Genomic DNA, 15062 nt, shown 5'->3' with positions numbered 1-15062 from the left:
GGCCGTCGTCGCGAGATGGCGGTGAAACTGGCCTCAGTGAAGCAGGAAGCCAACAGTAAACTTGCTCCTGATCATATTTGATCAGATTTATTCAGGTTTGCATAGGTTTGGCAGAACGGAAATACTTTGCTTTTTGACGAGGGGAAAAGAAAAATTTTAGTGAATGCCTACCGGGCTCTGCCGGACGAGGAGCGGATCGTTTATCGCCTTTTGGCCGTGGTCTTCGTTCCTGTTGGGGTTACCCTGCTGACGACGATCCTGAAGGACGCCCTGGACCGACCGGATATTAAACGCCAATGGCTATCCGGTGCCTTGGGACGCTGGGAGCGGATGGGATTGGCCGAAAAATGCCAAAACTCTCAGGGCAAGGGGTGGTGTTGCTCCCGCTTGGTCATGGAGATCGCCGCGCGGGAATCTTTAAATCGGGGGGAGTACGACGCTTTCGACCAAGCCGTGGAAAAGGCGATGAAGTTCTCTTACCAGACACGGGCCGACTCCTACAACTCTGTTTCAGAATATCTGCGCGCGGTGAGGGACGCGCTGTACCGGAAAAATGCGGAGGCATACGAAATCTTGTTGTCCTCGGAGATCCACGACGCGCAAGACCGCTACGGCCGCCCGAACGAGGTCAACCCGATCCTGGAGATTCTGGCGAACCCCGTAGATGAGGCGTATCTGCGGCCTCTACCGCCCCGCTTGGGGAATATCGCTTGCGACACCATCCTTCACGCGTCTCTGGGCAATCCCGATAGATTTCAGAACGTATTCGCCATTTTCGAGGAGTACCGACGAGAACACCCGGAAACCCCCGAACTGACCGTAGATTGGGCTGAGTTCGCGGCTTTGACAGGTCGGATCGATGAAGCGGCCAAAGAGATGGAAAAGACGGGCTTCATCGAGTCAAACTGCTTTGCCGCGATGAAGGCCATTTTGCGGGGCGACCGTAAAGAAGCCTTAAAGTCCTACGAAGAAGGCATCAAAAAACTCCGCCAAGTCAAAGGCAAACGCAAGTCGGGTTTTTATTCCTGGACGGGGGTTTTTTACCCGATCCTTCTTCTGAGCTCCGGGGCTCCAGCCAAACGAGTAGAGGAGTACATCGATGGGGCCATGGAATCGCAAGGTGACCACTTGAGCTCTCTTTCCCTTAAGCTCCTGCGTTTTTTCCTTCCCACCCAACCGAAAAACGAGAACTTTTTTCTGTCCTTCCCTGCTGACTCCCCCGCGGGTCTCGAACCAGAGCGTTGCGCGGACGCCTTCTTTTTCCTGCTCTATGCCTCCTGGCTGGACCCGGAAAAAGTGACGGAGCTCCAGCTCTTGGCAGAGACCACGTATCATCACCTCTCGGCCACGGGGCTGAATTTTTTGGCGGCGGAGCTGGCCGCCCTGATCCGGGATCTGTGGCCGAAAATAACCTCTAACTACGCCCGCGTTCCCACCCCTTCCTATCCCCTGAAGGACCTCTTGGCGCGCCAATCGGAGTGGGAGCGATCCTTGAGCGCTCTGTCCGGCATCGTCGTCAAGAGAATCAAGAGTTCGGGAAACGGCATAGGGAAGGGCGCCAAGCGTTTTGCCTGGGAAATCGCGTGGAAATCTCAAGATCGAAATCCTACCTATATTTCCTTGGCCCCCGTGGAACAGACATTACAGGCGTCGGGTTGGAGCAAGGGCAAGCGCGTGGCGCTGAAACGGCTCTACCGAAAAACGGACACCGTGTCCGGAATGACGGAGCAGGACCATCGGGCGACGTCAGCCATACGAGAGGAGCGCGGATACTACGGAGCGGAATATTACATCGACGTTCCCCAGGCCTTAGAAGCTTTGGCGGGACATCCCTACCTCTTCCGGGAGGAGGACGACAACCGCGTCGAGATCGTCACGGACGAGCCGCAACTGACGGCCGCCGAGAATGGCGGCTACTATCGGTTACTGTTATCCCCCTTTCCCAAGGACGACTCGGTCCCGCAACGTATCATTCGAGAAGATGGCCCCAACTGCCTACGCGTCACCCGCTTCGAGGAACGCCACATTAAAATCGCGGGAACTCTGGGAAAACAAGGACTTCTCGTCCCTAGCAGAGCCAAAGAAACCTTGTTGAAGACTCTGGGTAGTCTAGCCTCCATCGTCACGATCCACTCCGACATCGATGGGGTCGAGGCGGACTCCCTCCAAATGGAGGCGGATTCCCGCGTTTACGTGCAGCTTCAACCCTCGGAGGACGGCCTTGACGCAGACATGGTGGTTCGTCCCTTGGGACCCAATAGCGTTCCCTGCCGACCGGGCGTGGGCGGCAACAACATTTTCGGCCTGGTGGATGGGAAGCGGATGCAAGCGCGGCGCGATCTGGACAGGGAAAAAGACGCCTTGATGTTGGCCGTGCGAGGATGCCCCGCCCTTATGGACGCCGAGCAGGTGGCGAACGAGCGTTGGCACCTGCGCACTCCTGAGCTGGCCTTGGAGTTTCTAACGCAGGTGCAGGCGTTGAACGACTCGGTGATAGTGGAATGGCCCAAGGGACAGGCGATGAGCGTCAGGTCCCAGGTTTCCATGTCCTCCATGCGGTTGGCAGTGCGTGCTTCTCAGGAGTGGTTTGCCATTTCCGGGGAACTCAAAATCGATGAGAGGCTCGTATTGAGCATGAAGGACCTGATGGGCTTGTTAAAAGTAGGCCACGGGCGCTTTTTGCCCATTGGTGACGGCCAGTTTCTCGCACTGACGAGGGAGTTCCTGCGTCGTTTGGAAACCCTAGCGGTTCTGGGAGATCCCAAGGGAGACGAGTTGCGGGTGTCGCCCCTTTCGGTGGGGATCCTTTCGTCGTTGATGGATGAGGCCGGCTCCTTCGACGGCAACAAGGAGTGGGAGCGTCAGAAGACCCGCATCGACGAGGCGGCAAAGCTGACTCCGGATCTGCCCTCGACTTTCAAGGGTGAGCTGCGGAACTATCAGGTCGAGGGGTATCGGTGGATGTGGCGTCTAGCCCACTGGGGCGCTGGAGCCTGTTTAGCGGACGACATGGGGCTGGGCAAAACGGTTCAGACTTTGGCGCTTCTGGTGGACAGGGGGAACGATGGCCCGGCGTTGGTCGTGGCTCCCACCTCGGTCTGCCCCAACTGGGCAGCGGAGGCCAACCGCTTTGCCCCCACCTTAAACATAAAGGAATTGCGTCACGGCGACAGAGAAACAATTCTGGGAAACCTGAGCCCTTTCGATGTGGTAGTGACGACCTATGGGCTGCTCCAAAACGAGAGCGAGCTTTTGTCGACGGTCCACTGGGGAACCATTGTGTTGGATGAGGCTCAGGCGATTAAGAACATAGGGACCAAGCGCTCCGCTGCGGCCATGAAACTCACGGGAAAGTTCCGTATGGCCACTACGGGCACTCCCATCGAAAATCACTTGGGTGAACTCTGGAACCTGTTCCGGTTCTTGAACCCCCATTTCCTGGGATCTCTCGAAAATTTCAACCGTCGTTTTGCTGCGCCTATCGAGCGGGACGGGGATCAAGAAGCCCGTCTGAGTCTGAAGAAGGCGCTGCAGCCTTTTATCTTGCGCCGCAACAAGGAACAAGTATTAGAGGAGCTGCCGTCCAAGACGGAAATCACCCTGCGAGTGGAACTGAAGGAGGAGGAGCAGGCCTTTTACGAGGCACTGCGGCGCAACTCTGTGGAGAAGCTGAACGGAGACGGAGCCGATGATCAGAGAATCAAAATTTTCGCCGAGCTGACGCGTTTGCGCCAGGCCTGTTGCAACGCCGCTCTGGTCATGCCGGAGAAGTCGAAGCAAAAGTTTCCTTCCGCGAAACTGGAGGCTTTTTCCGAGATTCTGGCGGAGCTGCGGGAGAACGGGCATAAGGCCCTGGTGTTCAGCCAGTTCGTGGGACATCTAAAGATTATCCGGGAGTATCTAGATAAAGAGGGCGTTCTCTATCAGTACCTAGACGGCTCGACCCCAATCCAAGAGCGAGAGAAGCGCGTCGCGGCCTTTCAAGGGGGAGAGGGGGACTGTTTCCTCATCAGCCTGAAGGCTGGGGGAACGGGCTTGAATCTGACGGCGGCGGACTACGTGATCCACATGGACCCCTGGTGGAATCCCGCGGTGGAAGAACAAGCCTCCGACCGGGCTCACCGCATCGGACAGAGTCGCCCAGTCACGGTGTATCGCGTCGTGGCGAAAAACACCATCGAGGAAAAGATTGTGGACCTTCACGCCTGGAAGCGCGACCTGGCCGAGAGCCTTCTGGACGAGGCGGAGGCTCCGGCGCGCCTCTCCGCCGAGGAGATGCTCACGCTCATCAGAGAATCGAGATAATTAACGGGATCAAGGGACAAAGCCCCTGTGGGGTCTGAGGCGGAACTCCGTGCTTTCCCTTGAGTTGTTGATATTGATAGATATTAATATTGGCAGATATTTAATGTTGGCAGATATTAATGTTGACAGATGTTGATATTAATATAGATGTTGATATTAATATTGATATTGATATTGATATTGCGTAGGATCCTAGAATGTTAAGGCGTGTGAATAGTTCATGTTTGAAATTCTGAAAACCTCTTTTCGCTCTCTTTTCGCGAACAAAACACGCTCGATCCTGACCATGCTGGGGATTATCATCGGCGTGGGGGCAGTAATCACTATGGTCGCCCTGGGGAGCGGCGCGGCGTCCATCATGGACAAATTCGTTGCCGGCATGGGGTCGAACCTGGTGCTCCTTTTTCCCGGCACGGCTCGGACCGGAGCCAGCCGGCAGGCCGCGGGCAGCGCCGCAACGCTGACCCTGGCGGACGCGGATATTTTGCGAAGAGAGAGCCTTCTGGTAGCGGAAGTGGTTCCTGAGACCTACGGAAGCTCTCAATTGGTCTACGGCAACCGCAACTGGAACACGACAACCCTGGGGGGAACGCCGGGGCTGCTAGATGTGCGTGAATGGAGCGTGGCCGAGGGACAGTCCTTTTCCGATGCCGACGTGAGCATGGCGTCCAAGGTCTGTCTTCTGGGGGACACCGTCGCGAAAAATCTCTTTGGAGACGAGGACCCAGTGGGCAAAATTTTGCGCGTCCGGCGAGTTCCCTTTCGGGTGGTGGGTGTGCTGGGGGCCAAGGGACCCACCCCCTGGGGCAGCGACCAGGACGACTTCGTGGTTGTTCCGATCACGACAGCCCAACGGCGCCTCTTCCGTAGCGGCATTCCGGGCGCGGTGCGACGCATCACCGTCCAGGCGATGGACAGGGAGTCCGTTTCCGCCATGCAGGAGGAGATCCGAGGCATCCTGCGCCAGCGTCATCGCTTGCCCGATGGAGTCGAGGACGACTTCGTTCTCCGAAACATGACCCAAATTCTCGAAAACGCGGCAGCCTCCACTCGTGTCATGGGGTTGTTGCTAGGGTCGGTGGCGTCAATTTCTCTCTTGGTTGGGGGTATCGGCATCATGAATATCATGTTGGTGTCGGTCAGCGAGCGAACGAGGGAGATCGGGATTCGCATGGCCGTGGGCGCGAGACCCTTGGACGTGCGGATCCAGTTTTTGGCGGAGGCCGTTTCACTGTCGATTCTGGGGGGTGCCATAGGCATTTTAGGGGGCGTGGGCGCGTCTCGGGCCCTCACGGAGATTTTTGAGTGGCCCACCGTTGTCTCTACGAGTTCTATTTTGCTGGCGGTAGGGTTTTCCGCAGCGGTGGGTGTGTTCTTCGGTTTTTGGCCCGCGTGGAAAGCCTCAAATTTGGACCCGATTGACGCGCTAAGATACGAGTGATGAAATATGAGTGATGAGGGCATGAGTGTGTTAAGATAAATTACGATAAAGCGATGAGAAAGCCAACGGCTTCAGCCGTTGGATGAGATTGGATGAGAATCGTAACGCCGCCAGCGGCGGCGTTTGTTTTGTATTTGGTTTATTGCCGTATGTCTACTTTCATGTTAAACTCCTTTTATGCTTTTGTGGCTTATCAACGCGAGATGCGGGGCGGAACACGACCGGGATATTAATTGGGATATCAAGGCGGCTGTAAATATTCTCAGAGTCTGGGCATCCACTCTTAAAGGAGAAGACGTAAGACCGGTTTCAGTCGGCTGTCTTTGTCGATCTTAGAATCCCACAACTTTAGGCGTGAGAGTATGTCAATTGAAAGATTTCTGATGAAAGATTTCTGATAACTTGAAAGATTTCTGATAATCATCACGTTTCGAAAGGAGGACGATCTTTCGATGTTCGGTCTTTTGAAAAAAACGGAAAAGATACAAGAGGAACTGAGGCAAGGCATGATCTCGGATGTGGAAAGAATTGTCGTGAAGCCTCTCGCATCCATTTATTCCTCGAACACCGCCCTGGTCGACCGCTTGGCCGAGCTGGAGGAGCAAATACGGCAGGCACAGCGCCAGGAACGGCGGAGACAGACAGCCATAGAATCTATTCTCGAAACCGAGGGAAAAATTCTGGAGGCGCAAGAACGCGTAATAGAAGAGAGAATGGAAGAAAAAATGGAAGAGAAAATGGAGACGCCACCTCCTCTGGAAGCCATCATGGCCTTGGCCGACAACCTCGCTTTAGCCTGTCTTTCCAAACCTAAGGATCCAGCGTCCTCCATCCTCCAGGGCAAATTAACAGACCTCTTGGCCTGTTATGGCCTGTCGCTAATAACGGACGTGGGAAACGCCTTCGACCCCGAAAGACACGAGGCCTGCGCCGCGCGCCGCAACTCCACCCGCCCCGAGAACACCGTGCTGGAGGTGGTGCGCCCTGGCTTTCTCGCGAAGGGCAAGGTTATGCGTTACGCCATGGTGGTCGTCAACCGCTACGACGCGGAGCCGGAGGACAAAGGTCTGGATAGAGGCCCGAATACGCAACTGAACGCGCCACCTTTGTATCAAATGTATCGAAACGAAAGCGCTTCTTGGGAAGGGAAGATTTATGATTGAAGGGGAAGATTTATAATTGAAAGGGAAGATTTATGATTGAGTCGGCTTACGAGATCTTGAAGGTGGGGCGGAACGCTACTCCCGACGAAGTCCGCCACGCCTATGTGCGTCTTGTGCGTCGTTACCCGCCCGAACGCTTCCCCGACAAATTCGCCGCGTTTCGCAAGGCGTATCAGCAATTGCTGCTGGGCGAGGACTTTCTTCAGGATCTTTTCGGAAGGATGCCGGGAGAGAGCAAACCTTTGGATTTAGCGGGGCTTCTGTGGGGGGATCGGAAGGAACTGAAACCGGAAGCGAACGTTGAACTGATGGATTTGGCGCCGCTCCTGATGACGGAAGGTAAGAAGTCCACGCTGAACGAGATTTTGAAAAAGGCGGCGTCCGAGGAAATAAAATGGAAAATGTAAAATTACGATAAAGCGATGAGAAAGCCAACGGTTTCAGCCGTTGGATGAGATTGTTGGATGAAATTGGATGAGAATCGCAACGCCGCCAACGGCGGCGTTTGTTTTGTATTTGGTTTCTTGTCATATGTCTACTTTCATGTTAAACTCCTTTAATAGCTTATCAACGTGAGATGCGGGGCGGAACACGACCGGGATATCAATCGGGATATCAATGCGGCTGTAAATATTCTCAGAGTGGGGGCATCCACTCTTACAGGGGCATCCACTCTTCAAGGAGAAGATGTAAGACCGGTTTCAGTCGGCTGTCTTTGTCGATCTTAGGCTCCCATGACTTTAGTCGTGGGAGTATGTCAAATGAATGAAGGAGAGGCATAGAGACGCAATGGTGAAAATTTACGGAATCGATTTGGGGACTACCAACTCTTGTATTTCCGTGTTGAAGGACGGTAAACCCCACACGATCCCAGTGGACGGCAACGGTATCGTTCCCTCGGTGGTGAGCTTCGACGGGACGAACTTTCTCGTGGGACGCAAAGCGTTGAACCGGGCCGCGGCCTTTCCTGAGCAGAGCGTTCGTTCCGTAAAGCGCCTGATGGGAACGACGGAAAAGCTCACATTAGGAGATAAAAGTTACGATCCCGAAGATATCTCCGCGATGATTTTGCGTTACCTCTGCGAAGAGGCCCATAAAATCGAGGGGAGCGAGGTTCAGCAGGTGGTTATCACGGTGCCTGCCTATTTCAGTGACGCCCAACGCCGGGCCACGATGGAGGCGGGCAATCGGGCGGGCCTAAAGGTGGAACGCATCATCAACGAACCCACGGCGGCTGCGTTGTTTTACGATCACGTTCTCGCCCACTCTGGCGACAAGCCTAGCGACAATGGAGGAAACACGTCCTCGGAGAAGAACCCCTACGCTCTGGTCTACGATCTGGGGGGTGGAACCTTCGACGTGTCCGTGTTGCGAATGGAGGAGATCATCGAGGTTCTCGCCAGTACAGGCGATACCCACTTGGGCGGCGATGATTTCGACAAACGGATCGTCACCCGTTTGCTGGAGCGCGTCAAAGAAAAGGAAGGGCTGGACTTGGCGGATCACATCCCCGCTTTGGCGCGTCTCAATGCCGTGGCGGAAAAGGCCAAGATTACCCTTTCCGAAAAAGCCTCCGCGCGAATCGAGGAGGCTCATATCCCGGCTCCCAAGGGTAAAAGCTGCACCGTTTCCATGGAGTTTTCTCGGGAAGAGTTCGAGGACATGACCGAGGATTTCCTGGACCGGACCGTGGCCTCCGTCGAAAAGGCCATGGAGGAGGCCCAGTTGACCCCTGATCGGATCAACAAAGTCCTGCTGGTGGGGGGGATGACTCGGATGCCTGCCATCTCCGCGCGGCTCGAGACGATCTTCGGCAGCGCCCGAATGCCTGTGGTGGACCCAGACCTGAGCGTCGCCAACGGCGCCGCCATTCAAGGTGGCATCATCTCAGGGGAGAACTGTGAGCAAATCTTGGTGGATGTGACCCCTCATTCCCTCAGCCTTGAAAGTTTGAACTTACAGTTTGGCAGAACGGAGTGCACCTCCATTATCCCGCGTAACACCCAAATCCCGGTGACCCGCGCCAAGACCTTCTATACTGTCACTCGGCAGCAGCCATCAGTCCAGTTGCGCGTTTTCCAGGGCGAGGCGGAGTTGCCCAAGGATAACACCTTGATCGGCGCCACGATGCTGGAGCTGGCAAAAGCAGAGGCGGACTGCCCTATTACCGTGGAATACTCTTATGACCTCAACGGCATCGTGCATATGGTCGCCGAACAGAAAGGCTACAGCAGAAAAACGGAGCTGCGTATCGATAGCCGTAACCCTCAGCTTTTCCCCTCTCAGGAACTGGAGAAGATCGAAGAGGGCGAAGAGTACGAAGAAGAGCGTGAAGAAGAGTGTGAAGAAGAGAACGAGGAGACCATGACGAACGCGATCAACTTCGTCACACAGCGCGCGCGGAAACTGCTCGAAACTCTGCCGGCTGGCGAAAAAAAAGACGTCCTTTCGGAAGCCTTGAGCCAATATGAGAAGGCCTTTAAGGATGACAAAGAAGACCTGGACAACATTGAAGATGAGTTACTCTCCCTCCTGGAAGAGGACGTTTAGCGCGATTCTCAAGGCGGCAAATGTCGAAAAAAAACAAAAAGAAACCTCAACAGAATCTTTCTCTAAAAGAGCGGCTGTCGAAACACTGGGATAATCGCAAGTGGGATATTTTTGTGTCTCTCTTCGCGCGGGATAGAGAGGCCTCGATGAGGACTTCTTGGGCCGCCCGATGGAATGATGCCCTTTACAACTGTCTGACGGCTGCTCTTTTCGTCGATAAAGACCTGGTGAGCGTGAAGATGACCCTCGACGTTGTTCGCGCGGAACAAAAGCTAGCGGGCCTTTCCCCTCTTCTTTGCGACTGCGCGGATGTCGCGTCAGATTTTTTGATCGCCCACAAAACCGGTTCGTGGGAAAAGTCTCCGCTTTTGAACGAGGCGGACCTTCCTCCTTCTTACGCTTTTTTGCGGCGGGAGCTGGTGAGCATGGCCTCCACGAAAGCGCTGAGTGGCTCTCAAAGCGAGACAAACCTGGTGAAAAAATTCGCCGCGCAATATGCCAGGCTGGAGCGCGCAAAGACGGCTATGCCCTACGCGACCTGGCTCAAAATAGCGGAACAGATCGAAATGCTCACGAAGGACACGGATAGCGCTGAGACGTTTCGCGCGGTTCGCGTCATCGTAATGCTCGTTCACAAGCTCTTTCTCAAAGGGAAGGGCGAAAATTCTCTGCGCCAAATCGCGACTCTGCCCGAAAATCAACTTTTTCGATCCATTCCCAAGAACCAGACCCATCCCGCCATAAGGTTTCTGTGGGACTTCTTCTGTCGATCAGGGACGCGGAAGTACGGCAAGGAATGGGGCGACGCCGCGCGGGTTCTCCAACTTTCCTTTATGAAGGGCTCCGCGGAGCTGGAGCAGCTGAGAGATCAGTATGAATGCCTGATGAAAGTGAACGAGAACGCCTCTCTGGAAGAGGCGTTGTTATCTCTTCTCCGCTCCGCCTCCTCGCAATGGACGCAATGGACGGACCAGGAACACTATGTTTTGAGGGCATTGTTCGTGGATAGCGTCGATGTCTACAAGGAGCACAAAGAAAGCAGCGACATTTTTTCCCAGTTATTGGAGTCATTCAAGATCCTGGGTGTGATCGGGCGTAAATGGCGTCCTCAGACTCCCTGGTCCAACTTGATTCGGGAAAGGTTTGAGGATACAATTTTCAGTTTTCCACGACAGTACCTCTCCTGTTTTTCGCGGATAGACCTTCCCTTTGATGCTATGAGCGTTCCATCTCTCTTGTATTTCTGCTTGTCCGATGACCGAGAGATAGCGAAAAGCCTTCGGGTCTCCCATGCCCCCATGCGCCTTTCCCCTGGCGAGGCTGATCGCGCCGTGGATGCCTTTCTAGATGAGACTTTTTCGTGTAACGATGCGAAAGTGATGAAATCCATTCTTGATGAGGCGGGGTACATTGCCTTTTTCTCGTCGTGGGTAAGGGCAGCCATCTCTCGTTCTATGGAGAACGCGAAAGAGGAGCTAGTTCCCTCCCGGTATTTTTGGGCATCCGTGAAAGGCGTGTTACTGGAGGAATTGGCTCACACGCTGCCACCCGACAACCCGGAAGGATGTCTGTGCCGACTCTGCTCTGGCTTAAAGCCGTTGCATTTTTCAAAAGACACCGAGAAAATTGACGCCTTTGTGAACGTTTTGTCTCCCAATACTCCCTTGGGAGAGGAGCTCTGGAATCTTCTGCCAATGTGGCCCGACTCCAATCCTGACTTTATCGTCCGTTTGTTCGAGAAAAATTATTTTTTGTACCATTACGAAAATTCGGAACGCATGAATGGCAAGGTCGGCCAAAACCTGTTGCGGAAGGTGGGGAAGATACAGAACGGCGAAACCCGGAGGACCGTGGCCGTAGGTATCTGTAAGTTTCTCATAGCGCGCGCGAACAAGCGCTTACGGAATACGATAATTTTTTTGAAACAAATTGCGAGCGCCAACGACGCGGGAGTCCAAAAAATTTTAGACAGGGCGCGTACGGATTTTTCCCGTAAATTCATTTGTAGAACGCTCGTAAATAACTCGAACTTTTCCGACGAAGACTACGCGCCATGAACATCCGAATTTAGGGGGTACATCAATGAAGAACGATATGGAAAACGATATGGAAAAACAGGTAAAAGACGCCGTCAAAAAACATTACGAAACGGCAGTGCTATTGAGCGAGGACCTCGCGGCGCATCCGGAGCTGTCGCACCAAGAGTTTGAGTCGAGCAGGAAGATCGTGGATCTGCTGGAAAAATCTGGCTTCAAGGTCGAATATCCTTTCCAGAGCTACGCGACCGCCTTCAGCGCCATTCTCGACAACGGCCCTGGCGCGGACGTCGCGATTCTGGTTGAGTACGACGCTCTGCCGGAGATTGGCCACGGGTGCGGCCATAACCTTCACGGCTCGCTGTCCGTTTTGGCCGGGCTTGCCCTTATGGAACTCAAAGACCTCTTCGGAGGCAAGATTCACGTGATCGGTACTCCAGGGGAGGAAGCGGACGGGGCCAAGGTCGGTATGGCCGAAAACGGGGTGTTCGACAAAATGGCGGTGGCGATGATGGCGCACAGTTGCGGAGGCGGCGTCTGCCAGCCGGATATGGACGCGCTAAGCCTTCGGTGCCTCGACGTGACATTTCTCGGACGTGGTGCTCACGCGGCGGCGGCGCCTTGGAAGGGGCATTCGGCCCTAGCTGCGGCGCGGAAGTTTCTTGACCTGATCGACGCGCGTCGCGAGTGTTTTACGCCGGACATCCGCGTCAATGGGATCATTCTGGATGGGGGTAAAGCGCCAAATATCATCCCGGAGCGGTCCGAGCTTCGGATCGAATTTCGCACCGACTCCCTGATGAAGTTAAAAAGAGTGGACGAAATGGTCGTCAAATGCGCCAACGGTGCCGCGATGGCCCTCGACTGCCAGGTGGAACTGAAGCGGACATACGCCGACTTCGCGGACATGGTTCGCGTGACTGCCCTTGAGGACGAGGTCACGAAAATCCTGACGGGCATGGGGAAAAAAGTCTCCGTGGTTTCGTCCCCCATTGGCTCCACGGACGTGGGCAACGTCAGTTACTGTTGTCCTTCGATACAGCCTCTTGTCTCCATCACGGACGAACCTCTGGCCTTGCACACCGTGGAGTTCGCGAACGCGACACTGAAACCGCCGGCCCGCGACGCCCTCTCGTTTGGGGCGGAGGCTTTGGTCCTGCTGACGCTGAAAGTCCTGCGCGAGGAGACGTTTCGGCATGAAATTCACGACGAGTTCGTCCGACGACGCGCCGAAAAAACCGGAGAGCAAAAATAGAAACCTTGGGGTTCTGCCCTAAATCCCGCCAGGGTTACGGACCTCTTATAATAATAATGAATTAAAGTGAAAAACATAAAGTTAAAATATCATCGATGTAATGATATAATAAATTAAAGTAGGGCTCTAAAGTTAAAATATTATCGATATTAGGGGGAAACAGAATGACTGAGGAAATCGCCAAGGGACTGGAAACGCGGGAGAAAAAAGGTTTTAAGCTGCCTCACATTTTTGTCTTGCTGACGGGGATTATCATTCTCTGCTCTGTGGCGTCGTGGGTGTTGCCAGCCGGAGAGTTCGAGCGCGCCACGAACGAAGCGGGAAGGACCATAGTCGTCGCTGGGACTTATCACACGGTCGCCTCGACACCAGTTGGTATCTTCGCTACAGTAAGGGCCATTTACGGGGGCATGGTAGACGCCGCTGGCGTGGTCTTCTTTGTCTTCATCGCTTACGCCTCGATCAGCATTCTCATTTCCACCGGGGCGTTCAACGGACTGGTCTCCGGCCTGCTCAGGGTATTCGAGGGGAAGGCGCGCGTCGCCATCATTCCCATCTTCATCTTGATTCTGGGAATCGCCTCGTCCACCATAGGGTTATTCGAGGAAGCTCTGCCCTTCGTCCCCATCTTCGTCGGCATCGCGATCGCCATGGGATATGACGCCATCGTCGGCATGGCGATTGTTGGGCTCGGCGTGGGGCTGGGCTACAGCGGGGCCGTCATGAACCCCTTCACCGTCGGCATCGCTCAGAGCATCGCCGAATTGCCCCCAATGTCGGGCGCGGCATACCGCGCGGTCTGCCATCTTTCGATGGTCGTGGTTGCTTCGCTGTACACGATACGTTATGCCCTGAAAATTCAGGCAGACCCGACGAAAAGCCTTGTGTATGGCGAGGACTTCAGCCGATTGGCAATGGACGAGAAGACGCTGGCGACCCATCCCTTCGGGATCAAAGAAAAGCTGGTACTGCTGGTTTTCGCCGCTGGTATCGTCTCGATCGTCTATGGAGCCAAGGTGTATGGCTGGTATTTCGAGGAAATCTGTGCTGTCTTTCTTCTCATGGCGGCCGCGGCCGCGGTGATCATGGGGTGGGGACCCAACATCTTTGCTGAAAAAATGGTGGCGGGACTGTCTGACATCACTATGGCCTGTATGATGATCGGACTCGCGAGGGGCATTCTCGTTGTCCTGCGGGAGGGACACATCATCGACACCGTGGTGTACGGTATGTCGATTCCTCTTTCAAACCTGTCGAGTTGGCTAGCTGGCGAAGCGATGCTGATCATGCAGACGCTCTTGAACTTCCTGATTCCGTCCGGGTCAGGGCAAGCCTCGACGAGTATGCCCATCATGGCGCCGCTCTCCGATCTTCTAGGCGTCTCCCGCCAAGTGGCGGTTCTGGCGTTCCAATTCGGGGATGGCATTTCCAATATCCTGTGGCCGACCGCCTTCGCGCCGGTCATCGCTGGCTTGGCGGGCGTTCGGATCGGGACGTGGTGGCGGTGGTTCGTACCCCTGTTCATGTGGATACTGCTGACTCAGATGGTGCTGGTCGCCGTGGGCGTTTGGATAGGCTGGTAGAGCATGATTTTTAACTCGGCTCTCTTGAAAATGGGTTCTTCCTGCTCCTCTTCCTCCTCTTCCTCCTCTTCCTCCTCCTGTTGCTGCGCCAGTTCAGGCGGAGCTTCATGCCGATATGCCGGTTGCTCGTCTTGGGGGATTTGAATTTCTAGAATCGAAAGCAGAGTTTTCAATCCGGAGTTTTCAATCTGGAGTTTTCAATCCAACCACAAAGACGGGGAGCCGGGGGAAAATCGGCTCCCCGTCTTGTATTTTTAAAAATTTATTTACGATAAAGCGATGAGAAAACCAACGGCTTCAGTCGTTGGATGAGAATTGGATGAGAATTGGATAAGAATGGATGAGAATTGCAACGCCGTCGTTGGCGGCGTTTGTTTTGTATTTGGTTTCTTGCCATATGCGGGGCGAAACACAACCGGGATATCAATCAGGATATCAATCGGGATATCAAGGCGGCTGTAAATATTCTCAGAGTGGGGGCATCCACTCTTAAAGGAGAAGACGTAAGACCGGTTTCAGTCGGCTGTCTTTGTCGATCTTATACTCCCACGACTTTAGTCGTGGGAGTATGTCAAACGATATCCTACGGAGTGGGCAGAAGAAGTAGGCAGAAGGATTTTTCCCAGATTCACGGCCCGTCTCTGTCCGAGCGGCTGGAGAGCTTTTTCCCCGGCCTGCCCGCGAAGGTCCAGAGGGCGCTGTTGCATGAACTCTCCTGAAGCGAATATA

At 54.5% G+C, this 15062-nt stretch carries 9 protein-coding genes; 8 read left to right on the top strand and 1 reads right to left on the bottom strand.

Going from position 1 to position 15062, the window contains the following annotated elements; translation table 11 throughout:
• Positions 1-159 precede the first annotated feature (159 nt).
• The 8 genes from LBJ36_06415 to LBJ36_06380 all read left to right on the top strand — a co-directional run bounded on the left by LBJ36_06415 (position 160) and on the right by LBJ36_06380 (position 14333).
• Positions 160-4305: a DEAD/DEAH box helicase gene (locus LBJ36_06415; protein ID MDR1378671.1), complete on the top strand. Its 4146-nt coding sequence runs from the start codon at positions 160-162 to the stop codon at positions 4303-4305.
• Positions 4306-4525: 220 nt separating this feature from the next.
• On the top strand, positions 4526-5746 hold the full coding sequence (locus tag LBJ36_06410) for an ABC transporter permease (protein ID MDR1378670.1): 1221 nt from the start codon (positions 4526-4528) through the stop codon (positions 5744-5746).
• Positions 5747-6198: 452 nt separating this feature from the next.
• Positions 6199-6909: a nucleotide exchange factor GrpE gene (gene grpE / locus LBJ36_06405; GenBank protein MDR1378669.1), complete on the top strand. Its 711-nt coding sequence runs from the start codon at positions 6199-6201 to the stop codon at positions 6907-6909.
• A gap of 32 nt (positions 6910-6941) precedes the next feature.
• Complete coding sequence (locus tag LBJ36_06400) at positions 6942-7316, top strand: hypothetical protein (GenBank protein ID MDR1378668.1); 375 nt, start codon at positions 6942-6944, stop codon at positions 7314-7316.
• 382 nt (positions 7317-7698) lie between these two features.
• Positions 7699-9459, top strand: a complete 1761-nt coding sequence (locus LBJ36_06395; GenBank protein ID MDR1378667.1) for an Hsp70 family protein — start codon at positions 7699-7701, stop codon at positions 9457-9459.
• A gap of 20 nt (positions 9460-9479) precedes the next feature.
• A complete protein-coding gene (locus LBJ36_06390) occupies positions 9480-11516 on the top strand; it encodes a hypothetical protein (protein MDR1378666.1) in 2037 nt (678 codons plus the stop codon).
• A gap of 25 nt (positions 11517-11541) precedes the next feature.
• The gene (locus LBJ36_06385) at positions 11542-12750 is read left to right on the top strand and encodes an amidohydrolase (GenBank protein ID MDR1378665.1); all 1209 of its coding nucleotides are present in this window, start codon (positions 11542-11544) and stop codon (positions 12748-12750) included.
• Between the two features lie 164 nt (positions 12751-12914).
• Positions 12915-14333 (top strand): YfcC family protein, encoded by a 1419-nt coding sequence (locus tag LBJ36_06380; GenBank protein MDR1378664.1) that lies wholly within the window; start codon positions 12915-12917, stop codon positions 14331-14333.
• On the opposite strand, the gene LBJ36_06375 is transcribed toward LBJ36_06380, so the two are convergent.
• A complete protein-coding gene (locus LBJ36_06375) occupies positions 14291-14506 on the bottom strand; it encodes a hypothetical protein (GenBank protein ID MDR1378663.1) in 216 nt (71 codons plus the stop codon). The genes LBJ36_06380 and LBJ36_06375 overlap by 43 nt on opposite strands.
• Positions 14507-15062: the final 556 nt, after the last annotated feature.

Source organism: Synergistaceae bacterium (assembly GCA_031267575.1).
In the GTDB taxonomy this organism is placed as follows: Bacteria; Synergistota; Synergistia; order Synergistales; family Aminobacteriaceae; genus JAIRYN01.
Note: the sequence above shows the minus strand (reverse complement) of the source record. Positions and strands in the feature narration are given on the sequence as shown.

Bases quoted from the DNA above. Each gene is read 5' to 3' on its own strand.
- LBJ36_06390 (MDR1378666.1), top strand. From the start codon at position 9,480: ATGTCGAAAAAAAACAAAAAGAAACCTCAACAGAATCTTTCTCTAAAA.
- LBJ36_06395 (MDR1378667.1), top strand. From the start codon at position 7,699: ATGGTGAAAATTTACGGAATCGATTTGGGGACTACCAACTCTTGTATT.
- LBJ36_06410 (MDR1378670.1), top strand. From the start codon at position 4,526: ATGTTTGAAATTCTGAAAACCTCTTTTCGCTCTCTTTTCGCGAACAAA.
- LBJ36_06400 (MDR1378668.1), top strand. From the start codon at position 6,942: ATGATTGAGTCGGCTTACGAGATCTTGAAGGTGGGGCGGAACGCTACT.
- grpE (MDR1378669.1), top strand. From the start codon at position 6,199: ATGTTCGGTCTTTTGAAAAAAACGGAAAAGATACAAGAGGAACTGAGG.
- LBJ36_06385 (MDR1378665.1), top strand. From the start codon at position 11,542: ATGAAGAACGATATGGAAAACGATATGGAAAAACAGGTAAAAGACGCC.
- LBJ36_06380 (MDR1378664.1), top strand. From the start codon at position 12,915: ATGACTGAGGAAATCGCCAAGGGACTGGAAACGCGGGAGAAAAAAGGT.